Below are 23760 nucleotides of genomic sequence, written 5' to 3' on the forward strand. Positions count from 1 at the left end.
TTTAACCTCTATCTGTATCCCTTAATCAACTCAACTCGCCACACTCATCTACCTTTAGCAAAGTTTAAACTATGAAGACGCCTTCCGATCCTCAATCAGATACAACAAAAGCCAATATTAAGCGTCGTCTCCGGGGTCGCAAGACAGGTGTTAGCCATCAACCCCCTCCTCTTAAGCTCATTCCGAACCAACAAGATTTAAACGGCTCTCAAAATCTTGAGCAAAAGGTAGAGAACAAGGGAAAAGAGCAGCTAGAGCAAACAGAGCAAGACCACATTAACCCGCCGCCTCCACAACTGAATCTATCTAAAAGCCCCACGCTCCGCAGCCAATTGTTGAGGACCATCTTACCTGTGGTACTAGCACCGCTAGCGATCGCAGGTATCGTGAGCTGGGGGATGACGAATTATCAAGCATCTGGGCGCACCGAGACGAAATTATGGAATGACGCGATGCTATCCTCCAACTTGGCTGGCGTAAAGGTCAAGGATGCTTTGATTTCGTCGTCTTTGGCAGAAAATTCCTTAACTATTGATGTTGCGCGTGCTGCTAACTTTGACGAACTAGCGGTGCCGTTGGAGCATGTGGGACTGAGTAACACTGAAAAAATTCAGATTTTGGCTCCGGCAAGCAAAGCCGTTATTAGTACCATTACATCTAACGGAGCGATCGCTCAAAAAGAAGTATTGGGTGGCGATGCGGTTTTACAAACAGCCACAGCTCTGTTAGCCGAACTAGAAGTACAAAAGGCTAATTTTGGGGAAAACGCTCCCCTTGGGAAAAAGCCAAGCTACGTTGCCACGACAGGTCAACTCCAGGGACTTACCATTATCCCTTACGTTCACCAAGAGGGACAATTAGTTCTGACTACTTCACTCGATCGGGACGGCAGAAAGTATAGCCTTGCCGCAGTTCCTGGCATCGATTTGGTCAGTGTCACCTCAATTGAACTTTCGGAAATTGCTGCGGCTGGAAATGAGCATGGACTAATTTTTGTCCTAATTTTTCTTTCCTTGGGAGCCGTAGGTGCAGGCATTGTGGTGAGTTTAGCACGTCGCTGGTCTGCTCCTTTGAAAGAATTGACGGGTACATCAGAGCAGGTTGCTGCTGGAAATTTGGATGCCTACGTTGAACCTCGCGGGACTACTGAAACCCAAACTCTAGCTGTCAGCTTCAATAACTTGGTAGCACGAGTTAAAGACTTATTAAGCAAGCAAGAAGTTGAAGGCAAGCGATTACAACTATGTGCTGATATTGCTACCAGTGCCAGAGAATCTCTTGATATTCACGAAGTATTCAAGAAAGCAGTTCAAGGCACGCAACAAATCCTGAATGCAGAACGAGTATTCATCTATCGCTTCAATCCTGACTGGAGTGGCTATGTTGTTGCCGAAGCGGTAGCGCCCGGATTGCCGACCTGCATGAAAATCAAGGTAGCTGATACCTACTTCACCTCTTCCAAGGTGGGAGTAGAACTCTATCGGAAGGGCCGCGTTTTTGTCATTGATGACATCTACAAAGCCAATCTCACCCCTTGCCACATTGAATTATATGAGCGATTAAAAATCAAAGCCAATGTAATTACCCCGCTGATTAGCGGCGACAAACTACTCGGCTTGATGTGTACGCAGCAGTGTTCTAATCCTCGGACTTGGCAGCAGTCTGAAGTCGATTTCTGTACCCAGGTGTCCACTCAATTAGGGCTATCCATAGATCGGATTGGCTATTTGCAAAAGCGGGAAGTTGAAGCTAAACAACAAGAAGTTGAAGCCAAGCGATTACAGTTGTGTGCCGATATCGCCACCAGCGCCAGGGAATCGTTAGATGTCAAAGAAATTTTCGAGAAAGCCGTTCAAGGAACTCAACAAATCCTCAAAGCAGAACGGGTGTTTTTGTATCGCTTCAATCCAGACTGGAGTGGAGATATCGTCGCGGAATCTATTGCTCCAGGTTGGCCTTCCTGCTTAAAAATGACCGTCACGGATACCTACTTCACCGACTCTCCAGCGGGGGTAGAACGATACCGCAATGGTCGCGTGTTTGTCATCAATGACATCTACAAAGCCAATCTTACGGGTTGCCACATTGAGTTGTATGAGCGATTAAAAATCAAAGCCAATGTGATTACCCCGATTGTCAGCGGTGATAAACTATTAGGTTTGCTGTGTACGCAGCAGTGTTCAAATGCTCGGAATTGGCAGCAGTATGAAGTCGATTTTTGTTCGCAGTTGTCTACTCAAGTCGGCTTAGCTCTAGACCGAATCAGTTTCTTAGAACAGAAGGAAGCTGAAGCAAAACAGCAAGAAGTTGAAGCTAAGCGCATTCAACTGTGTGCCGATATTGCTACTAGCGCTCGTGAATCTCTCGATGTCAAGGAAGTATTTGAAAAAGCCGTTGTTGGCGCTCAACAAATCCTGAATGCGGAACGGGTGTTTTTATATCGCTTCAACCCAGATTGGAGTGGGGATGTAGTTGCTGAATCAGTAATGCCGGGTTGGCCTTCCTGTCTAAAAATGACTGTTACCGATACTTACTTCACCGACTCGAATGTGGGGGTAGAAAGATATCGCAATGGTCGCGTATTTGTCATTAATGATATTTATCAATCTGGTTTGACTTATTGCCACGTTGAGTTGTATGAGCGATTAAGAATTAGAGCCAATGTGATTACCCCGATTGTCAGCGGTGATAAACTATTAGGCTTGCTGTGTACGCAACAGTGTTCAAATCCTCGGAATTGGCAGCAGTATGAAGTAGACTTTTGCTCGCAGTTATCTACTCAAGTCGGCTTAGCTCTAGACCGAATCAGTTTCCTAGAACAGAAAGAAACTGAAGCAAAACAGCAAGAAGTTGAAGCTAAGCGCATTCAACTGTGTGCTGATATTGCTACTAGCGCTCGTGAGTTGCTAGATGTCAAGGAAGTATTTGAAAAGGCCGTTGTTGGCGCTCAACAAATCCTGAATGCAGAACGAGTGTTTTTGTATCGCTTTAACTCGGATTGGAGTGGAGATGTTGTTGCGGAAGCGGTGACAACTGGCTTACCTTCGTGCCTGAAAATGACCGTGACCGATACTTACTTCACTGACTCGAATGTGGGTGTAGAAAAATATCGCAAGGGTCGCGTATTTGTCATTAATGACATCTATCAAGCCAATCTTACAGGTTGTCACATTGAGCTGTACGAGCGATTAAAAATCAAAGCCAATGTAATCACCCCAATTGTCAGCGGTGACAAACTATTAGGCTTGATGTGTACGCAGCAGTGTTCTACTCCTCGGACTTGGCAGCAGTATGAAGTAGATTTTTGCTCGCAGTTATCTACTCAAATCGGCTTAGCTTTAGACCGAATCAGTTTCCTCAAACAGAAGGAAGCGGAAGCCAAACAGCGAGAAGTCGAAGCCAATTTGACACAATTGTTTGCAGATATTGCCAACAGCGCTCGTGAATCTCTCGATGTCAAAGAGGTTTTCGAGAAAGCAGTGATTGGCGCTCAACAAATCCTGAATGCGGAACGGGTGTTTTTGTATCGCTTTAACCCGGACTGGAGTGGGAATGTAGTTGCGGAAGCGGTGACGCCCGGATTACCGACCTGCATGAACATGAAAGTAGCAGATACCTATTTCACCGACTCAGAGGCGGGGGTAGAGTTGTACCGCAAAGGTCGCGTGTTTGTTATCGATGACATTTATCAAGCGAATCTCGCCCCTTGTCACGTTGAGTTGTACGAGCGATTAAAAATCAAAGCCAATGTGATCACCCCGATTGTTAGCGGTGACAAACTACTGGGCTTAATGTGTACCCAGCAGTGTTCAACCCCTCGGACTTGGCAGCAGTCTGAAGTCGCTATCTGCACGCAGTTGTCCACTCAAGTTGGTTTGGCGATAGACCGCATCAGCTATCTGGAACAGAAAGAAGCTCAAGCCACGCGATCGCAACTTTTGTCGATGATTACCCTCCGCATTCGGGAATCTCTGAAGCTGGAAGACATTCTGAATACAGCGGTCGAAGAGGTGCGACGCGCATTTAAAACAGATCGCTTAATCGTCTATCGCTTCGATGCGAACTGGGATGGGACGGTAATTGCAGAATCTGTAGCGACGGGTTGGATGCCCACTCAAGGCGTCAAAATCGAAGATACCTGCTTGAAAGAGACGCAGGGGGGAAGCTACAACAAAGGGCGCATTCGTGCGATTGAGGATATTTATCAAGCGGGTCTGAACGAGTGTCACATTAAAATGTTGGAGCGCTTTCAAGTCAAAGCTAACTTGGTCGTGCCCATCGTAGTAGATAACGAGCTATTCGGCTTGATGATTGCTCATCAATGTTCGGGGACTCGCATTTGGCAGAAGGGTGAAATCGATTTGTTCACCCAGTTGACAACTCAAGTGGGTATTGCCCTCAACCAAGCGACGCTGCTGGAACAGATTCAAACTTTGCTGGCGGCGCAAGAGGAAGCGACCCGCCAACAATCTGCAAATGCCGAACAGCAAAGGTCAGCCAAGGAAGCCCTGCAAAAACGAGCGCTGGAACTGCTGCTGGAAGTCGATCCTGTCAGTAAAGGAGACCTCACCATTCGGGCGCAGGTGACTGAGGATGAAATTGGCACGATTGCTGACTCCTACAATGCCACGATCGGTAGCTTACGGAAAATTGTTAGCCAGGTGCAAACCGCCGCCAAACAAGTGGCAGCAACCACCAGCAGCAATGAAGTCTCTGTTCAAGAGCTATCGGCAGAAGCTTTACGGCAATCAGAGGAAATTTTAGCTGCTCTGGATCGAATTCAGGAAATGTCCACCTCGATTCGAGCGGTTGCTGCCAATGCCGAACAAGCGGAAGCTGCGGTTCAACAAGCGACGCAGATTGTGAAGGAGGGTGACGCTGCCATGAACCGCACGGTGGACGGGATTCTAGCGATTCGGGAAACTGTCGCAGAAACCTCTAAAAAAGTCAAGCGTTTGGGCGAATCTTCGCAAAAGATTTCCAAAGTGGTGAACCTAATTGGCACCTTTGCCGCTCAAACGAACTTGTTGGCGCTCAATGCTTCAATTGAGGCGGCACGCGCTGGGGAAGAGGGTCGAGGCTTCGCCGTCGTTGCGGATGAAGTGCGATCGCTAGCGCGGCAATCGGCGGCAGCAACGGCGGAAATCGAAAAGCTGGTTGCAGGCATTCAAGCAGAAACTAATGAGGTGGTAGCGGCGATGGAAGCAGGCACTGAGCAGGTCGTTACAGGGACGAAACTGGTGGATGAAACCCGCCAAAGCCTGAACAAAATTACGACTGCCAGCGCCCAGATCAGCGCCTTGGTGGAAGCGATCGCCCAAGCGGCTGTCGTGCAATCCAAAGCTTCCGATGCAGTCACCAAAACCATGACCGACGTGGCAGCAATCGCCACTAAAACCTCAACGGGAGCCACCGATGTATCGGCATCCTTTAAGGAATTGCTAGCGTTGGCGCAAGAACTGCAAGCAAACGTGGGTCGATTTAAAGTTAGCTAATGGGTAATTGGTAATGGGTAATTGGTAATGGGTAATTGGTAATGGGTAGTTGGTAATGGGTAGTTGGTAATGGGTAGTTGGTAATGGGAAGAATCCAGCCAACTATCAATTACTAAACCCCTTTTCCCCAATTATCAATTATCAATTCCCAATTCCCATACGCCTTTTCCCCAATTACCAATTACTAATTACCAATTACCAATTCAGTATTATGGCGCTCGACTCTGATATCCGCGACCAAGCCTATCAGTTCTTCATTCAAGAAGCTCCAGAGCTGTTGCAGGTCATCGAATCGGAACTGCTGACGCTCAAGACAGAGCGGACAACCGCGAAAGTTCACAGTCTCATGCGTGCGGCTCACTCGATTAAAGGGGGATCTGCTTGCGTAGGACTCGAAACGATCAAAACGATAGCTCACCGCCTTGAAGACATCTTTAAGGCGCTCCACAACAAAGAGTTAGAGATTGATGCCGAACTAGAAAGCTTATTGCTGCAAGCCTATGATTGTCTCCGCCTCCCTTTAACGGAGCAGATTCTGGCGGGTCATTTCAACGCAGAACAGGCGATCGCGATCGCCGAACCCGTGTTTGCCAAAATTGAGGCACAATTAGGAGATTTCCTCACCGGAGAGGAAGTTTTACCCAATGCGGTGGAATTGGGAATTGATATCACCTTATCGATATTTGAAGTGGACGTGGCGCAAGAACTAGAGCGCCTCACTCATGTTTTAGCCCATCCTGAGAGCAATCAAGTAGCCGGAGAATTGCGGGCACTCGCTGATGTATTTACCGGCATCGCAGAATTATTAAGTTTGCCAGGATTTGGAGCGATCGCGCAAACTACTTTGGCGGCGCTCGATGCTCATCCCGAACAAGCCTTGCAGATTGCTAAACTGGCATTAGCTGATTTTCTGGCAGCGAGAGAAGACGTACTCGCAGGCGATCGCTTGCTTGGCGGTTCTCCCTCTACCGCTTTAACAAAACTTGCTGCTACTTCTCCAGTTCAAACTTCCCCTGGATCAACGGTTACAGGCGTCCAACTGGCTCCCGAATTAGAGCTACTGACACTGACTGAAGATGAAGAGGAATCAGCGCTCTCCTTTTCCTTTTCTTCTATTGAAGATATTTTTGGTAGCTCTGTCCTCCCTTCTGAAATCAATGAAGATTTCTTAGACGTTTCGGCACTATTCACATCTGAAGAAATTTCCGAAACCGAGTTAGGCATTCCAGGGGAAACGCTAACTTCTATCGCTGCTTTCGACGAAATTCTTGATTTCTCAGATTCCAGCCTATCAACTCAAAATCAACTCCCTCTTCTCAAAGTTGATGAACCTGAGCATCTAACCTTAACTACAGATGAGGAAAGTCTCAAACCAAACTTAGACGAGCGAAAACAGAAACAAACTTCAGATAAAATTTTTAAGGATTCAAAATTAACAGCAGAAATTACAGATTTTTATAATAATTCATCTTTCAACGGGCTGAAACTTCCGGCGCTACCAGCAGCTAATCTAAATCAAGAATTTGAGTTAATCGCTCAAGAAGAAATCCTCGCTTCCCCTCCTTCTCTAGATGAAGTTTTTGGTAGTTTTGCCTCAAATTTACCAGAGATAGAAATTGAAAACTCATCTTCTTTTGAAGTAGCTGAGCCGATGGCGCTGATTGAGGAAATTCCTGAATTAGAGCTAGCTGTTGAAGAAACTAACCTAGTTACTATTTCTCCCCCAGCTCCAGAACTACACTCAGAATTAATTGCAACAAAATCCTCAACGAATATTCAAGCAGTTGTTCAGGAAATCGAGCAATTATTTGATAGTTTGCCTTCCGTAACCGAGCTTCCGGTCAATCTAGTCAACACAAAAAATTCGCCTCAGATAATTCAGTCTGAAATCGACAAAGCAGCGCCTAAAACTTCTAGATCCGCTAAATTGCCTGCTGCCAAAGACAAGAAGAAAGAAACCATTGTCCCTACCAATTCTACTCCCCAACTTTCTGTTCGAGTTGACTTAGATCGACTGGAACGAATGAATAACTTGGTGGGTGAACTTGCCATTAACCGAAACGGTCTTTTCCTCCAAAACGAACAACTGCAAGCAACGGTACAAGAACTGCTGCGGCGGTTTACTAAATTTCAGGAAATCGCCAATCATCTGCGCGATTTATCAGACCAGATGATAGTGGCTCCAGAACGCCATTCTATTGCGTCAGACCAGCAAATCGCATCTCGAAAAGCAGAAAAGCCGGATGTAAAAACGCGATTTCCTGCGTCTGAAACCGAGGAAAATATAGAGCAAAATCTCCTGTCTTCTAGCACCTCTACACCCCTAACTTCTTCGTTTGACTCCCTAGAGATGGACAGCTATGGAGCATTGCACTCAATGGTGCAAGAGAGCCTCGAAGAGATGGTGCAACTCGAAGAAATCGTCGGGGATGTGGCACACTTAGCTGGACAGTCAAGCCAAACTTTAGAAAGTCAACGTCAAATGATCGCCCACTTGCGGGATGATTTGATGTGGGCGCGGATGCTTCCCCTGCGCGAAGTGTTGAGCCGCTTTCCTAGAGTTTTGCGCGACCTTTCCACAAAATACAAAAAGCCAGTCGAGCTGAAATTAAGCGGGACGGGAGTTTTAGTTGATAAAGCCGCTTTAGAAAAACTCAACGATCCTTTACTGCACTTGCTCCGCAATGCCTTCGATCACGGGATTGAGCCACCAGAAGTACGCCGTCAGCAAGGGAAACCGGAGCGGGGTCAGATTGAAATTCAGGCTTATCATCAGGGGAGTCACACGATTATTGAAGTACGGGATGACGGTCAAGGAGTCAACCTAGAACGCATCCGTTTGAAAGCACTAGAGTTGGGGTTGCTTTCACCAGAACAAGTGGTTACAACTTCAACCACTCGACTTTTAGATTTACTATTTGAGCCAGGATTTTCCACTGCGGCTCAAGTCAGCGAACTGTCGGGTCGAGGTGTGGGATTAGATGTGGCGCGATCGCAGTTGCGATCGCTCAAAGGCACCATCACCGTCACGACCACTCCTGGAAAAGGTACCACCTTTACGTTACGCATCCCGCTGACGCTGACGATTGCTAAATTACTCGTCTGCTTGGTTGGTTCCACTGCTTACGCCTTCCCCGCTGACAGCATTGAAGAGATCGTCATTCCGAAAACTGACCAGATGAAGCACTCTGGAAAACAGAGATTCTTGCACTGGCGCAAGCGAATCGTTCCTGTCTATCACTTATCAGAATTACTGGACTATAGTTGTCCGTTGCCTGAATCAATTCCCAGCCAAGCTTTAGTCGCCGTTCCCACTCCCGAAGCTTGGGCACCACCGATGCTGCTAATCCGCCGAGATAACCAAATTCTTGCCTTAGAAATCGATCGCTTGGTCACAGAGCAAGAATTGGTGATCAAACCCTTTGGTGCAGCGATCGCGCCTCCAAGTTATATTTACGGTTGCACGATTTTAGGAGATGGGAGCCTGATTCCGGTAATTGATGGGGCAACGCTTCTCACCCAGATGGTTGGGCAAAGTAAGAACGCGATCGCTACGACTACTTTCACCGATCTGCCAACTGCTTCCCCCATCCAAACTGCATCAATTGACAAAAGTAAAGTATCTGCAAACACAGCTAAATCGCCTTTGATATTAATCGTAGATGACTCCATTACCCTGAGACAAACTTTAGCTTTAACACTCCAAAAAGCAGGATACCGCGTTTTACAAGCAAGAGATGGACGGGAAGCCATCGAACAGTTACAGCAAAATTCCAACATTCAAATGGTAGTTTGCGATGTAGAAATGCCGAATCTAAATGGCTTTGAATTTCTTAACCATCGTCGTCAAGATCCGCAACTATCGAAAATACCTGTAGCAATGCTGACTTCCCGCAGTAGTGAAAAACATCGACAATTAGCCACTCACTTGGGAGCCAGTGCTTACTTTAGCAAACCTTACTTAGAGCAAGAATTCTTAGCAGCCCTCAAAGCCCTTTTTGAAAAAAGTGGCTCTTTAGGAGCTGCCGTTCGTAGCTCATAATAATGAGAGCATCTCAATGTTTTTAAAAATATCTATTACAGTCCAGAAACCCACCCCACCCCTCTGGGTGAATCGGGAGGGATGAATCCTACTTTCCCCTGAAAAAAAGGCATGAACAGCACTTTAATCAACTCAACCCCCCCAGATTTCGATCCGTTAGATGTTTCCGCGTCTGTACCCGCTATTAAAGTGCTTGTGTTTAGCATTGGTAGCTTAAACTTGGGTTTGCGGATTGAGTCTATCTACAAAGTGCTAAATTCTACCCAAATTTTTGGCAGCGAACTGAATGGAGTCGGTATTGCTCATGTAGGCGATCGCGAAGTGACTGTTTTGAATCTACAGCAGCGGTTATTTTCATCCAACCCAACCCAAGAAACCCTTCAGGGAGCCTACCTGATTGTTATTCAAGATACAGAGGGTGAACTGTATGGTATCCCCGTTGAAACCGTTCCCGCTTTGATAGATGTACCTTTATCTACGATTCGAGTCTTACCCGAATCCTTTCGTCACGCTAACTCCCTAGGGATAGCCAGTCACGTTGCTGTCATTTCTCAACCAGAGACTTCTCTAACCTTATTTCTATTAGATATTGATACAACAACGAGCCTTTCTTGGGGAAATTTGGCTCTGCCACCTGGTACGGATGAGGACATAGAACAGCAGCATCAATAATACCCGGTTGGAATCGGTAGGAGTTAGCGATCGCATCCTCATCTCCTGAAGCGCGATCGCTCTCGTTAATTGATATTGACTTACAACCAAATCCCCCAAATTTACCTCCTCTTTTGAAGGGAGTAAATTTGGGGGATCAAAATAATGAAATTGCGATTAGCGGATTGGTGGACAGGGAACGGGTGGAAAACCTCCCGCCTCAATCACGAAGTCATCGAAATCCTCATCTTTTCCTGGTTGGGGTAGACCTGTATCGTCCCAAGCGATGCGAACGCCAGTAATTTCTTCGTTCGTGCCACCATCTAAACTGCCATTAAACGCAGCTGCCAAGTTAGTGGTGGATCTGACACTGCGTCGAGTTTGACCTGTAGGGCTAACAGATTCCAGGTAGAAAGCATACCGGGTATTCGCCTTAAAAGTATATTCGCTGAGTCGATTTTGTACAGCGCCCCCATCAACTGTCCCCAGAAAATCGATTGCCGTGCCAATATTATTTTGACCGGGCGAGGAAGGCTGAGGCTGTTCGCTTCCGAAGCCGTCATAGGGTTTGACTTCCTGAAACAGCACGGTCTCTTCACCCGTATCTAAATTGACAACGCCAAGCGTTGATCGATAAGCTCCGTGGGACTCTTTGAATTCAAATTCAATCGTCGTATCCACCGGGAACTGGACAGCTTCATTGCCAAACAAATCTTCAGCGTGAACGGGCGTTGCCACGCCCATAAACCCAGCCGCGATCGCTCCCAGTAGCCACTTGAACCCGGTGGTTCTACCGTTTTTACGCTTCATCTGCCTCATCGTATTCTTGCTCCTGCTCACACTAGAATGACTGTGCAACTGACAACCGAACCGCTACCAAGTCCGCAAACCGGAGTTGGCTCTGGAAATGTCTTTTTGCTGCAAAGTCGTTCTCAAGTTTTCTACTTCTGTCCTTAACTCCTCTAGACGCTGACACGCCTGCGGAACAGGGGGTGGTGTTTGAGGCTGTCGAGTAAACCGGCGCGTAGTAGGAGTTTGCTCCGTCAAGGCTGCCCCGCAGGCTTGAAAAGCTGCTTCTGACTCTTGGTTAAGCCGGGTAATATTTGCGGTTAGTTCCGGATCTAACTTGTCATCAGTATCAAAAACGGGTGCCGTATTGTTCCAGATATTCGTTCCCGTGATGTCAGAATAACTACGATCGGCTCTCGCAGGCGCAGCCATACCCAGCGCCACAATTGATAAGCCAACAACCCAACCCAGAGATTTTATGGTGTGCATTTGGGGTACTCCTCCTTAAAACTTCAATGCTGTCCCAACACCTAATACAAATCGAGAGCCATCACCCGCACCCGCAACGTCGCGCAAGGCTGGAGTAATCACAAAAGGAAAGTTTTTGAAGGGAGCGATGGAAAGACCCAATGCTAAGTCCTGTCCTGTCCATTCCGCAATCAAACTAACAGGTCGAACAACGCGAACTGCCAAATTTCCAAACACGTTGATATTGTTTTCACCCGCATCAACCGCACCGTTGGAACGGAACTGTCCATCGCCGACACCAACCGTAAAAGCAACGCGGCTGAAAGCATCATTGAGAGATTCTCTCGTTCGGAATACTTTGGTAACAACTCCATATTTGGATTGTTCAAAGTCGTTGTGACCAATATTTAAAAAACCATTCCAGCCTAATGCTGCGGATACATCTCCCCCAAATCGACGATGCAGCTTGCCATTAAAACCACCTTCGCCGAAGCTGTCATTTGTCGCTAAAGCGTAGGATAGTTCTACCCCGACGGCTTTATCAGCATTGCCTAAGCCGATGCCGATTCCCGCAGCCCCCACAGAACCACTATCTTCTCGCACGTTGGGTTGATAGGTGCCGCTGATAAAGGCGGTGTTTCTATCGGCACCATAGCCAACTGGGATATAAATGCTCAGGGCGGGCGAACCTTCAAATTCCTCGATGGGTGCTGGCAACGCTAGCGGCGCAACAGGTTCCGGACCCGGACAGCGTTCTGTAGCCGGTGTGCTTACTTCTTGAGCAACTTGATAAGTTGCATTATCTAAGGATTTAACGTTCTTGATTCTTTGCGAGGCACAGGTATTTCTGGCTTTCGGTTCCGTTGCCATTGACTGGCTGGTTTGTACCGTTGACGAGTTAGCGATCGCCTCATCTGGACGGAGTGCCTCAGCCTTGGATGTAAATACACTTCCACCGGGTATCGTTCGTTCATTGACAGCCACTTCGTTAACGGTTTCCCCGTTTCGGAAGGAAGCTAAGTCAGAAGCTTTCCTCCCGGATTCCTCAGATGCAGACTGGTTAATATCAGAAGCTGTTGATAACTGGGAGAGGACGTTATTTGAGGGAAGCGCCGCAGTTTCAGGGATTTCTGGCAAATCAGTTTGGGGGGCAGCTGTCAATGCCGGAAGTTGCCTTACAGTGAATCCTGGGGCATTCTCAGAAGGCGGCGCAAATTCCTGCCTGGATGCCAATCGTGGTTCTGGTTGGATTTCTGGGGCAGCGATCGCTGCCATACTCATGGGAGTCACCATCAGGGTAGCAACACTCCCATCATCGGTCACGGCTGCCTGGGGAGAACCTTCGGAACTCGGACTTTCACTTGCTTGGGCTGTCATCCCTCCAGCCACAAAAGCAGCTAAAGTACAAACAGCAACATGAGGAAAACGCATAAATTAGCCCTACTAAACTCACACCGCTCCAATTGAGAAGTCGGTCTTCCCAAATCGTTGAATAGATACTTATACAGAGTTGGGCGCGTGTATCCGCAGTGATAATCGCGCAAATTTTGCCTCGATTTGAGTAAAAAACATCGCTTCAAATCCCGATCGCCGCTTCCTCTCCCTTCAGCGCGATCGCGTTAGAGAAGCGAGGCGTTAGCCGCACGCTGAGTTCTCAGTTCGCTCCCCTATCCTTCACCGGATAAACTAGCTGTGTCGATATCTATATTTACGGCATGATTGTTTTTGTTGCCCTGCTAGCTTTCTACGTTGCCTGGAATCTGGGCGCAAACGACGTTGCTAACTCGATGGGAACGTCGGTGGGATCGAAGGCTGTCACCCTACGGCAGGCATTGGTGATTGCCGGAGTGTTGGAATTTACAGGTGCCGTGCTGTTTGGTCGTTCTGTATCGGAGACGCTGGCAACCGGGGTTGTCAATCCAGAACTGTTCGCTGCCGTACCTCAGATGCTACTGATTGGCATGGTTTCGGTATTGATAGCCTGTGGCGTCTGGCTGCAAATTGCCACCAGTCTGGGCTTGCCAGTCGCATCATCTCATGCGGTAGTCGGCGCGATCGCTGGTTTTAGCTGGGTGGCGGCGGGTGTCGGTGCCATCGATTGGTCATTAATTGGTCTAATTAGCTTCGCCTGGGTGATAACGCCGGTCATCAGTGGCACGATTGCCGCGTTATTCTACAGCGTTGTCAAGCGTTGGATTCTCGATCAACCCAATCCACTTTTTCAACTGCGCGAATGGATTCCCTGGTTGAGCGTGACGTTGCTGGGCGTCTTTGGGGTGATTGTTCTACCCTCTGTGAGTCAACCCATCGATACCTGGCTGACAAATCGTTTCGGCATCAACCTTCCTGCCCACGATATCCCTCTGTTGATTGGCGCGATCGCATCAGTTGGCCTTACCCGGTTCATCTGGCGACAATTAGCCCGCGAGGAAGCAGAACAGCTTGTAGACACAAGGGTTATCGCGAGAGCCAATGAGACGGACAACAGCGAAATCCAAAATCCCCAATCTAAAATCTTCAATCCCATTGAGCGTCAGCTAGCACGGTTTCAGCTATTAAGTGCCTGCTTCGTTGCCTTTGCCCACGGTTCCAATGATGTTGGCAACGCGATCGCTCCCTTAGCGGCGATCGTTTATATCAATCGCACAGGTTCCGTTCCTATCACTGGCTTTAGCATTCCCCTCTGGATTCTAGTATTGGGCGGTGCCGGTATCGTTGCCGGTCTTGCCGTCTGGGGCAAAAAAGTCATTGCGACAATTGGAGAAGGCATTATTTCCCTCCAACCGAGCGGTGGCTTCTGCGCCGAACTCGCAACCGCTACGACCATCTTGCTTGCTTCCCGGCTCGGCTTGCCCGTCTCCACCTCCCACGCCCTTGTCGGTGCTGTGGTTGGCATTGGTGCAGTCAAAGACTGGAAATCCATCCGCTTCCAAACGCTGCAATCGATTGGACTCGCTTGGCTAATTACCCTTCCCATTAGTGCGGGTTTGGGGGCAATTATCTTTCTAGTTATCCGTCAGATAGGGGGACAATTCGGAATTTTCCACTTGATGGATTCAATTTAAAACTTTACATCCCCTCTCCGGTTGCCCGATTGGGATACACTCTTTCTGGAAGGAGTTTCTAGGCGGCGGCTGCTACCCTGTTGGGGAAAATGCGTCCGCGTCCAAAAACTCGATCCTAAATGCCAGTTATTAATTGGTTTCCAGGCAAGGGGAACGCAGCGCCGTTTTAGCCGCGTGTTGCAAAGCTCGAACCGCTGCTTCTATAAGATGGCGCGAACTTTTTTGCCTCCTTTTGTCGAGGCGGTTGGAGAGCAAAATACTAGACTTCTTGCAAAAGTTGTCCGCTCCCCCAAAAGTCTCTCGCTCGCGGGGAAGAAGAAACTCACTCTTGGTTGTTCAATGTATCACTGGAGGATGGTGTCTTAGTAGTTTTTCTTGCAGTTACTGCAAGATTCAACAGTCTAGAACAAAATTAAATTCACCAGAAAAATCTCTTAAAAAGCACCAGAATTTTGGAGTAATCTGTCAGGATTGATGACAAAACATCAAACACTTTCCTTCATCGGAGAAACAACACCTAGTTGAGCAAAATCACATCCATCAGAAAGTGTATCTGCCAAAATATCAGAAATACTAACAAGACTTAAGTAGACTAAGTTAAAACTACACTTCGTTATAGCCAATCGTACCGAGGTTATACGCTAATGGGGCAACTGGACAATCTACCGGAAAATCACAACACCGGAAATGCTACGGCAACAGAGGCTCTTTTGAGGGCGATGACGCAGGAACTTGAGAACCTGAAGCAGAATCTCATCGTCCAGTTGAATCAAGACGTTGAGCGACTCCAGGCTGAGAAATCCCGGTTGGTCGATGAGATCAATCATCTACAAGCTCAGCGTCAGCAATTACCCTCGTCCCAAAGCTCTCTGCCTCAAGAACAAATTGATCAGGATCAGCAGCAATATTTAGTTGGGCAACTCACCCAAGCGATCGCAGAACACCTGCAAGATCTGCTGATGCAACGGCTGTCCCAGCAACCAGGCAGCTCCTATCACCCGCTGGGTGGCACTAGCAGCGCCAATTTGCCGCCCTCGGCAAATGACTACAACGACAGTGCCTACCGAATCCTCTCTTCCTTGGATACAACCCTAAGAACGACTTTTAAAACACTGCAACAAGACATCAGCAGCTATCAAAGTTCGTTCTCCCAGCAGCTGTCGCGGATGCACGGCTTGGAGCAACAAGGAGAAGCAATTTTAGAAACTCTCGTCAATCGCCTGCACGAACAGCTGCAAGCAGAAAGCGATGCGCTGCCCTTAGTACCATCAGAGTCAGAGGTAGGAGGGCAAGCTTATAGCGATCGCAAACAGCCTCCAGAAGCGAATGCGATTCCGTTCTCGGTTCCGGCTGCCCCGTTACCACCGCCACGCCAACCTAAACCAAGCTCCCAAGGTCAGTTAGGGTTATTGTTGATTTTAATTTCTACCGTGGCGCTGTCGGTTCATAACGTGGTTGTCCAAATCATTGGCAGAGAAAGTCAAATTTTTAACTTGTTTTCCTTGGGAGGATTCATCAAGCTAGGTTTGGGCAACTCGCTGTTAATTTTGTGGTTCCGCATGATGGTGGTGCTGCCTTTAATGGCTTTACTTGCCATCGTTCTCTATCCCAACGTGTGGAGGGATATTAAGAAGTTTTTATTAGATCCAGACCGGCGCGGACTTTTAACGGTAGTCGGGAGTGGCTTCTTCCTGTTTTTGTCGCAAGTCCTGATTTATATCGCCATCCCCCAAATTGGCCCAGGGGTTGCAGTGACAATTCTGTTTATGTATCCAATTATTACAGTCCCGCTGGCGTGGCTGTTTTTTGGCGATCGCCCCACCTTCCTGCGCGTTGGAGTGATGTGTACGATTTCCTTGGGTGTTATCCTCGCAGCTTGGCCTAAAATCTTCCCGGCGGTTAATAGTGGGGTGGCAAGCATTTCTGGGGTGGGAGTTGGCACCGCCGCCGCCTCAGGAATCGCCTTTGCCTTCTACCTGATTTTTATGCAGCTTGGCTTTCAAAAGCTTCACCCCGTCCCCGTCAGCTTGGTTCAGTTTACAACCATCTTTGTCCTGGCTAGCATCAGTCTGATGTTGCCATTACCAGAAAATTTGGCTGTTCAGGTCATCCCGGATAAGCGCCTGGGTTTAATTATCGGCGGCGTTGTCTTGGGGATATTAACTCTAGCAGGCTATTTGTTAAATAACTTTGGCGTTCGCTTCTTGGGTGCCGCACGAGCCTCGATTATCGCTTCTAGTGGCCCTGTGTTAACAGCAGTTTTGGCATTTTTGATTATTCCGAGCGCTCAGAATGCTTTACAGCCGATATCAATTTTCGGCATCGTACTGGTGACGCTGGGAGTGTTTGCCCTAAGTTTTGAGCGGCTGCTGGTTCAAAACAAGGCGCAACCCGCAAAATAAACGATCCTGTTGGTTACTTGATTCGTCTTAGGGTGGGCAATGCTCACCCTTTTTTTATTGTTTTTTATTAGGCACTTCTAATTTATTCAAAACGCGCGATCGCGTCTTTCTCTCTAGTCAAATTTGAATCCGATCGCTCTTACCCCACCAACGTCAACACTCCTGCTGCAAAATCAAATACCAATCGCTTTTTCTGCTGGGGATTCACGCGCTGATACTGAAGCGCTCCCCAAAAATAAATATCGCCCCAGAGGATACTTCTAGGGCGATAAGCCTCTCAGCAATGCTGAGTTTTGATTTTCAACGGAGAGGGTGGGATTCGAACCCACGTTAAGTTGCCCTAAACAGCATTTCCAGTGCTGCGCCTTCAACCACTCGGCCACCTCTCCAGAGGTTTATTTATTTTGAAATGTGCAACTCAAAGCTGCGATTTTTAATAATACACTAAAACTATGACGAATTACCACACCATTCGGATACGCAATCGCCAAACCGGCACTCACCATGACCTTCAGGTGCCAGAAGATCGCTATATCCTATCTAGCGTCGAGCATCAGAGCGTCGAGTTGCCTTTTTCCTGTCGCAATGGCGCTTGTACCACCTGTGCCGTGCGCGTCCTCTCAGGGGAAATCCATCAGCCAGAAGCAATGGGGCTTTCTCCGCAACTGCGCGACAAAGGCTATGCTCTACTCTGCGTAAGTTATCCCCGCTCCGACTTGGAAGTAGAAACTCAGGATGAGGATGAAGTTTACGAACTCCAGTTCGGTCGCTATTTTGGCAAGGGCAAAGTCCGTTTCGGTTTACCGCTGGATGAAGAATAACCAAAGGCGATCGCGAAAAACAAAAAGGCAAAAGAGGAAATTCTTTTGCCTTTTGGCTTTTGGTTTTTGGTTTTTTTTGGTCGGTTGCCAAGCGAAAGAAGTTCCGACAGGCGTCACCGTGAAGGTGGAGCGGGTTGTCACCGGACAAACCCTGGAAGTGCTGGATACCAGCAAGCAATCCGCTTTGGTAGAGCGAGTGCGGCTGCTGGGAATCGAGGCACCCGACATGAAACAGCAGCCTTGGGGATCGGCGGCTCAAGAGCGGCTCAAGCAGTTGATTGGCGGACAATCCGTTTTGTTAGAGTCGGATGGATCGAGCAAAGACCAGTTTGAGCGCCGGTTAGCTTATGTGTGGAAAGATGGGGTATTGCTGAACGAGCAGATGGTGGTAGAAGGGTATGTGTTTGTACCGCGATCGCTCAACAACAAATATGACCAACGGCTCACCACCGCTCAAGAATATGCTCGAATTATGGGCAAAGGCATTTGGAACCCAGAAAAACCCATGCGCTGGACTCCAGCAGAGTTTCGGCGTCAAAATCGCTAACGGCTCATTGCGAATGGCTAATTATTCATTGTTCAATGCCATTAGCTATTAGCCACAAATATGACACACCATACCCCTGACCAACTGCAAATTTTTCTAGATATTGCCACCGAGGCGGCGCTAGCTGCTGGTGCCGTCTTGCAAAGCTACTGGGGCAAATTAGAAGCCGTTGAAGAAAAAGGACGTCCAGGCGACCTCGTAACCGAAGCAGATAAAGCCGCCGAAGCCACCATTCTTTCAGTCATCAATCGCCATTTTCCCCACCATCAAATCCTGGCAGAAGAATCCGGGCAACTGGGAGATACTAACAGCGAATACCTCTGGGCAATCGATCCCCTAGATGGCACCACGAATTATGCTCATCAGTATCCCTTTTTCTCCGCCTCAATCGGGTTACTGATTGACGGAGTTCCCCAAGTCGGTGTCGTTTACGATCCATTTCATCAGGAGTTGTATCGCGCTGCCAAAGGCTTAGGAGCCACTTGCAACCGGAGGAGCATCCGAGTTTCCAAAACAGCCGAGTTGAGCAAAAGCTTGCTTGTCACCGGCTTTGCTTACGATCGACGCGAAACAGCAGACAATAACTACGCTGAATTTTGTCACCTTACCCATCTCACTCAGGGGGTCAGGCGCAGCGGTTCCGCATCCATCGATCTCGTGTATGTTGCCTGCGGACGCCTGGATGGTTACTGGGAAAGGGGTTTACAGCCTTGGGATCTGGCAGCCGGAGTGGTAATCGTGGAGGAAGCTGGGGGCAAAGTCAGCGCCTATGATGGGAGTCCTTTAGCGATTCATTCCGGTCGGATTTTGGCGACAAATGGTTATCTACACCCACAGCTCAGTCAAGAACTTTTGCAAATTACACCTCTAAGTAGATGGCAATAAGTAGATGGCAAAGTGCTAAAAATCAGGCTTCTCTGTAAGCAAGGTCACACATAGGTTTCGCAAGGGAAGTATATTAGAAAGAATATTCGGCTCTGACGGTGGGACAGCGGGCTATGTCATTTCGGATCGACCGTGGACTGTTCAAGTTTGATTTCACAGACCACCACGCAATTTTAGGGGTGCCAGTAGATGCAGGCGTCAATGACATCCGCAAACGGTATCTCAAAATTGCCCGGAGATTGCATCCGGATAGTTGCAAGGCTGAAAGCGAAGCAGAAAAACAGCGTGCCAGCCAGATGTTGTCAAAATTGGTAAATCCTGCCTACGAGCAACTGTCTCAGGATCGCACGCGGGCAGAATACGTGGTTATGGTCGGGCGTATGGGTAAGCGCTTGGCTGGGGAAGGGGCGAACGCTCAACCCCAAGGTGAAACCGCGAAACAGTTAGCTCAAGCGGGGGGCGATTTAGAGCATTCCTATAAAACGGCACTGCAAAAGCTAGCACAAACGCAATATGAATCTTTGAGCCAAGTCCTAGAAGTGACGGCTCAAATCAGCGAACTGAATATGGTTTATCTGAGGCGGAAGGGGGGTTCTGGGGTAGCAACCCCGATGATGTCAGATAAACGTCCTGCCACGGGGGCTGCTGGCGGAAATGCATCGCCGCCCCCACCGCCCCCACCGCCACCAACACCAACACCATCATCAGTGGCGGAACCCTATTTCCGTCGTGCTGATGAGTTGATAACGAAGAACCAGTTTGCGAAGGCGGAGATAGAGTTGCGGGAAGCCCTGAAAATGGAGCCGAACAATAGCCGTTGCCATAGCTTATTAGGGATGGTTTATTTGAAGCAAACTCCGCCTAAGGTGACAATGGCGAAGGTACATATCACCCAAGCTTTGAAATTAAACCCTCAAGATCCGATTGGGATAGAGGGCAAACAGGCACTAGACAAGCTGGCACAAAAAGTTGCGGGTGGCAAGACAACGACGCCGCCTAAGCCAGGGCAGGGCAAGCCAGGGCAGGGCAAGCCGGAGGATAAGTCTGGAGGCGGTTTATTTGGTATGTTTGGTAAGAAGAAATAAGAAAGCGATTTCTTCGATTAGCAACTCGGCTATTAGATGTTTGGAAGTTCTCGGTGAGAGCTAGAGTCAAACCGTCAACTCGCTAATCGTGAATACTTCGCTTGAAAATCGCTTGTCAACTAACAAAAAACAACGACTGAATGGTTTATCAACCCCCGGCAGGCGCGAGGGATTTGCTGCCTCTCGATGTCGCTCAAAAAAGCTGGATTGAAGATCGGTTGCAGCAGGTGTATCACCGCTGGGGCTATCACCGGATTATCACCTCCACTCTAGAGCGGTTGGATACTTTGATGGCAGGCGGAGCAATCCAGCGCTCCACAGTGATTCAAATCCAGGATGCTGAGGAGGGGACGCTGGGACTGCGCCCAGAACTGACGGCTTCGATCGCCCGTGCATCTGTGACGCGGATGGCTGGTGTTACTTATCCGCAACGCCTCTACTACAACGCAAATGTATTCCGCCGTTCGCAGGGCAGCAATTACGGACGTCAGCAGGAATTTTACCAGGCAGGGGTAGAGCTGTTGGGTGCGGGGGGTGTCTTGGCAGATGCAGAAGTGCTGTTGTTGCTGGGAGACTGCTTGAAGTGTCTGGGGTTAAGCCAGTGGCAGGTAATTTTGGGAGAAGCGGGGTTAACGCGATCGCTTTTTTCTCCGTTTCCAGTTCATCTGCAAGAAAAAGTGCGACGGGCGATCGCGCATCTCGATCGAATCGCACTGGAAACTCTGCCCCTTTCCCCCGAATTGCGAGAACGAGCTTTATTTCTATTTGAGCTGCGGGGACATCCTGCTAATGTGCTGCAACAAGTTTCCACCCTAGATTTAGCAGAATCTGAGCGGCAAACAGTCAATACTCTGAAATCCCTGATCGATCTTCTCAATGAAGGCTGTTCCCATCAGCAAAGCTTCCCCGTAACTCTGGATCTCAGCTTGATCCAAACCTTTAACTATTACACCGGCATTGTGTTTGAAGTCGTTAGCGATACAGACACTCAAGCACGGGTTTTAGCCCAGGGTGGACGCTATGACGAACTGCTGGGACTCTATCATCCCCAGGGGCAAACTTACCCCAGTATTGGCTTTGCGCTGAATATTGAAGACTTATATCAAGTCTTGCTCTCGAAGGCTGGGATACCCCGCGAAACGCCCGCGAGTGATTGGTTAGTCGTTCCTTCATCTCCCCAAGCCTATCTGGCAGCGTTCGCCTACGCCCAAACCCTGAGAGATTCTATTCATCTGGTACGAGTGGAAATGGATTTAGGGGAGCGCTCGCCTGAAGATGTGCGAGAATATGCCCGTAGCCGTCACATCCGTCGCATTGCCTGGGTGGAAGCTGAGGGTGCTACTAAAATTGAGACGCTGAGTTAGATTTTTTAACGCAAAGGTACGCGCAGAGGTACGCAAAGGGGAGGCGCTTTTTCTTGCAAAATTTCACCTTTATTTGCGTACTTTTGCATTTAAAAAGTCTCGTTTCAGCTATCAGCTTTCAAAAGACTTTGGTAGGCTATAGAAGCAGCCGTCTGCCAATCCCAAGAGAGAGAACACTGTGCCGCATACGATTGTTACTAATACCTGCGAAGGCGTCGCTGATTGTGTCGATGCCTGCCCTGTTGCCTGTATTCACGAAGGACCTGGCAAAAACACGAAGGGGACTGACTGGTACTGGATTGATTTTTCCACTTGCATTGACTGCGGCATCTGCCTACAAGTCTGCCCCGTGGAAGGCGCAATTGTCCCCGAAGAACGCCCCGATTTGCAAAAAACACCCTAATTGTTGATTATTCATGGTTCATGGTTGATGCAGGAATTGCAATACATCATGAACCATAAAAAATAAATATTAAATAATAAATAAGAACGAATGACTAATGAACCTTTATTAGAAGTTGAAGATGTTTGGGCGGGATATGTCAAAGATTTGGATATCCTTCAAGGGGTGAATTTCAAGATATATCCAGGTGAATTAGTTGCCGTAATTGGCCCTAATGGTGCCGGAAAATCAACATTAGCAAAGACTATCTTTGGACTTTTAAACCCTCATAAAGGCAAAATTACTTTCAAAGGCGAAAATATTGCTGGCTTAAAGTCGGATCAAATTGTTCGGCGGGGAATGTGCTACGTGCCGCAAATCTCGAATGTGTTCCCATCGCTGACGGTGGAAGAGAATCTGGAGATGGGCGCGTTTATTCGCAACGTCCCTTTGAAACCACTTAAGGATCATATCTTTACCACTTTTCCCGTTCTGGCTCAACGGCGGCATCAGCGGGCTGGAACTCTGTCAGGGGGAGAACGGCAGATGCTGGCGATGGGAAAAGCTTTGATGTTGGAACCTACTCTGTTGCTGCTGGATGAACCTTCTGCGGCGCTGTCTCCCTTATTGGTCAATAACGTTTTTGAGCAGATTCAAGCGATTAATCAAACGGGCAAAGCAATTGTCCTGGTGGAACAAAATGCCCGGAAAGCTTTAGGCATGGCACACCGGGGTTATGTGCTGGATACAGGACGCGATCGCTTCACAGGTCCCGGCTCCGAACTCTTGAACGACCCGAAGGTAGGAGAACTGTATCTGGGCGCAGGTAAAGCTCACTGACGCATTGAGCGATCGCTGCTAAAAATTAAAGAAATTGGCACTATACAAATATTGTTCGCTTTGGTACTATATTTTTGATAATTGGAATCTATGCGCCCATATATATTGCTGAAATTTAGAACAATACAATTAACTTCTGGAATTTTACAGCAACCCTCCGGAAATTAAAAATATTTTTGATTGAATTCCCGATAAAATTTGTCGTTTCAATCTCAACGAATTGATAGACAAGGCAGCAGCGAGAAGAGAGAAGATTTTCTTCAAAATTCCTATAGAAGCAAGGCTGTTGTGAAAGAAAAGCAGATAGTCAGACAATCAAAACGAGAGACATCTGTGGCATACAATAGTTCCACGTCTCGCGCAGGATGATTTGGCATCTTGGCAGTATTAAAACTCCACCCTCAGCATTTGCAAGCCATCCGCACCCATGCCGAAAGCACCTATCCCGAAGAGTGCTGCGGTTTGCTGCTGGGTAAACTGGCGGAAGATGGCAAAACCGTAGTGGAAGTCATGCCAACCGAGAATCGCTGGAATGCAGAAGCAGTAGAAGTATTTCAAGAAATTGAAGGTTCCGCCAAACTGGGTTCAGATAAGCGAGACAGATACGCGATCGCTCCCGAAGATATGCTGAAAGCACAAAAGCAGGGACGCGGTGCTTCGCCCAGCCCACTCGATATCATTGGAATCTACCACTCCCATCCCGACCATCCAGCAATTCCTTCGGAATTCGATCGGGCGTGTGCGTGGTCAGTGTACTCGTATATTATTGTCTCTGTTCAACAAGGTAAAGCTGGCGATCTTCGCAACTGGAGTCTCGACGACGCCCACCAGTTCCAGCCTGAAGAAATGATAATTGTTGAAACAACCTAGATTAATAACTTAATTTTAAAAACGATTAAGACCCAAGGATACAAAGACTATTGT

General features: G+C 48.1%; 16 protein-coding genes and 1 tRNA gene. 13 read left to right on the plus strand and 4 right to left on the minus strand.

Translation table 11 applies throughout. The annotated features are described in order from the left end of the window. The first annotated feature begins 71 nt into the window (after positions 1-71). The 3 genes from NDA03_RS17655 to NDA03_RS17665 all read left to right on the plus strand — a co-directional run bounded on the left by NDA03_RS17655 (position 72) and on the right by NDA03_RS17665 (position 10209). Entirely contained in the window at positions 72-5495 is a 5424-nt protein-coding gene (locus tag NDA03_RS17655; RefSeq protein WP_348238727.1) for a GAF domain-containing protein, read from the plus strand. Between the two features lie 211 nt (positions 5496-5706). Beyond that, entirely contained in the window at positions 5707-9537 is a 3831-nt protein-coding gene (locus NDA03_RS17660) for a response regulator (protein ID WP_348238728.1), read from the plus strand. 111 nt (positions 9538-9648) lie between these two features. Then, on the plus strand, positions 9649-10209 hold the full coding sequence (locus tag NDA03_RS17665) for a chemotaxis protein CheW (RefSeq protein ID WP_190986242.1): 561 nt from the start codon (positions 9649-9651) through the stop codon (positions 10207-10209). A gap of 156 nt (positions 10210-10365) precedes the next feature. Here NDA03_RS17665 and NDA03_RS17670 read toward each other — a convergent pair whose 3' ends face one another. Genes NDA03_RS17670 through NDA03_RS17680 form a run of 3 tightly spaced genes read right to left on the minus strand, consistent with a single transcriptional unit; the run spans position 10366 to position 12876 of the window. Next, positions 10366-11007 (minus strand): hypothetical protein, encoded by a 642-nt coding sequence (locus tag NDA03_RS17670; protein ID WP_348238729.1) that lies wholly within the window; start codon positions 11005-11007, stop codon positions 10366-10368. Positions 11008-11061: 54 nt separating this feature from the next. Then, positions 11062-11466, minus strand: a complete 405-nt coding sequence (locus tag NDA03_RS17675; RefSeq protein WP_348238730.1) for a hypothetical protein — start codon at positions 11464-11466, stop codon at positions 11062-11064. Between the two features lie 15 nt (positions 11467-11481). Next, positions 11482-12876, minus strand: a complete 1395-nt coding sequence (locus NDA03_RS17680) for a hypothetical protein (protein WP_348238731.1) — start codon at positions 12874-12876, stop codon at positions 11482-11484. Between the two features lie 284 nt (positions 12877-13160). On the opposite strand from NDA03_RS17680, the gene NDA03_RS17685 reads away from it, so the two are divergent. Together NDA03_RS17685 and NDA03_RS17690 are read left to right on the plus strand one after the other, a co-directional pair. Beyond that, on the plus strand, positions 13161-14510 hold the full coding sequence (locus tag NDA03_RS17685) for an inorganic phosphate transporter (protein WP_348238732.1): 1350 nt from the start codon (positions 13161-13163) through the stop codon (positions 14508-14510). Between the two features lie 644 nt (positions 14511-15154). Next, on the plus strand, positions 15155-16912 hold the full coding sequence (locus NDA03_RS17690; RefSeq protein ID WP_190427481.1) for an EamA family transporter: 1758 nt from the start codon (positions 15155-15157) through the stop codon (positions 16910-16912). Between the two features lie 304 nt (positions 16913-17216). Here the strand turns inward: NDA03_RS17690 and NDA03_RS17695 are convergent. Then, positions 17217-17301: transfer RNA gene (locus tag NDA03_RS17695), tRNA-Ser, on the minus strand. A 63-nt stretch (positions 17302-17364) separates the two neighbouring features. On the opposite strand from NDA03_RS17695, the gene NDA03_RS17700 reads away from it, so the two are divergent. From NDA03_RS17700 to NDA03_RS17735, 8 genes are all read left to right on the plus strand, one after another. Then, positions 17365-17733: a 2Fe-2S iron-sulfur cluster-binding protein gene (locus tag NDA03_RS17700; RefSeq protein ID WP_190414758.1), complete on the plus strand. Its 369-nt coding sequence runs from the start codon at positions 17365-17367 to the stop codon at positions 17731-17733. Between the two features lie 52 nt (positions 17734-17785). Next, positions 17786-18280: a thermonuclease family protein gene (locus NDA03_RS17705; RefSeq protein ID WP_242033038.1), complete on the plus strand. Its 495-nt coding sequence runs from the start codon at positions 17786-17788 to the stop codon at positions 18278-18280. A 60-nt stretch (positions 18281-18340) separates the two neighbouring features. Next, the gene (locus NDA03_RS17710; protein ID WP_190427486.1) at positions 18341-19165 is read left to right on the plus strand and encodes an inositol monophosphatase family protein; all 825 of its coding nucleotides are present in this window, start codon (positions 18341-18343) and stop codon (positions 19163-19165) included. Between the two features lie 113 nt (positions 19166-19278). Further along, entirely contained in the window at positions 19279-20250 is a 972-nt protein-coding gene (locus tag NDA03_RS17715) for a J domain-containing protein (RefSeq protein WP_348238733.1), read from the plus strand. Between the two features lie 140 nt (positions 20251-20390). Then, complete coding sequence (locus NDA03_RS17720) at positions 20391-21614, plus strand: ATP phosphoribosyltransferase regulatory subunit (protein ID WP_190414754.1); 1224 nt, start codon at positions 20391-20393, stop codon at positions 21612-21614. Positions 21615-21792: 178 nt separating this feature from the next. Next, complete coding sequence (locus NDA03_RS17725; RefSeq protein ID WP_190414753.1) at positions 21793-22017, plus strand: 4Fe-4S dicluster domain-containing protein; 225 nt, start codon at positions 21793-21795, stop codon at positions 22015-22017. A gap of 90 nt (positions 22018-22107) precedes the next feature. Next, on the plus strand, positions 22108-22836 hold the full coding sequence (locus tag NDA03_RS17730; protein WP_190414752.1) for an ABC transporter ATP-binding protein: 729 nt from the start codon (positions 22108-22110) through the stop codon (positions 22834-22836). 375 nt (positions 22837-23211) lie between these two features. After that, positions 23212-23706: a Mov34/MPN/PAD-1 family protein gene (locus NDA03_RS17735; RefSeq protein WP_190414770.1), complete on the plus strand. Its 495-nt coding sequence runs from the start codon at positions 23212-23214 to the stop codon at positions 23704-23706. Positions 23707-23760: the final 54 nt, after the last annotated feature.

The sequence above is a fragment of the Trichocoleus sp. Lan genome (genome assembly GCF_039961855.1).
Classification (GTDB): domain Bacteria; phylum Cyanobacteriota; class Cyanobacteriia; order Cyanobacteriales; family FACHB-T130; genus FACHB-T130.

Excerpts from the sequence above, each read along its gene's own strand:
- NDA03_RS17655 (WP_348238727.1), top strand. The coding sequence starts at position 72 with ATGAAGACGCCTTCCGATCCTCAATCAGATACAACAAAAGCCAATATT.
- NDA03_RS17660 (WP_348238728.1), top strand. The coding sequence starts at position 5,707 with ATGGCGCTCGACTCTGATATCCGCGACCAAGCCTATCAGTTCTTCATT.
- NDA03_RS17665 (WP_190986242.1), top strand. The coding sequence starts at position 9,649 with ATGAACAGCACTTTAATCAACTCAACCCCCCCAGATTTCGATCCGTTA.
- NDA03_RS17670 (WP_348238729.1), bottom strand. The coding sequence starts at position 11,007 with ATGAGGCAGATGAAGCGTAAAAACGGTAGAACCACCGGGTTCAAGTGG.
- NDA03_RS17675 (WP_348238730.1), bottom strand. The coding sequence starts at position 11,466 with ATGCACACCATAAAATCTCTGGGTTGGGTTGTTGGCTTATCAATTGTG.
- NDA03_RS17680 (WP_348238731.1), bottom strand. The coding sequence starts at position 12,876 with ATGCGTTTTCCTCATGTTGCTGTTTGTACTTTAGCTGCTTTTGTGGCT.
- NDA03_RS17685 (WP_348238732.1), top strand. The coding sequence starts at position 13,161 with ATGATTGTTTTTGTTGCCCTGCTAGCTTTCTACGTTGCCTGGAATCTG.
- NDA03_RS17690 (WP_190427481.1), top strand. The coding sequence starts at position 15,155 with ATGGGGCAACTGGACAATCTACCGGAAAATCACAACACCGGAAATGCT.
- NDA03_RS17700 (WP_190414758.1), top strand. The coding sequence starts at position 17,365 with ATGACGAATTACCACACCATTCGGATACGCAATCGCCAAACCGGCACT.
- NDA03_RS17710 (WP_190427486.1), top strand. The coding sequence starts at position 18,341 with ATGACACACCATACCCCTGACCAACTGCAAATTTTTCTAGATATTGCC.
- NDA03_RS17715 (WP_348238733.1), top strand. The coding sequence starts at position 19,279 with ATGTCATTTCGGATCGACCGTGGACTGTTCAAGTTTGATTTCACAGAC.
- NDA03_RS17720 (WP_190414754.1), top strand. The coding sequence starts at position 20,391 with ATGGTTTATCAACCCCCGGCAGGCGCGAGGGATTTGCTGCCTCTCGAT.
- NDA03_RS17730 (WP_190414752.1), top strand. The coding sequence starts at position 22,108 with ATGACTAATGAACCTTTATTAGAAGTTGAAGATGTTTGGGCGGGATAT.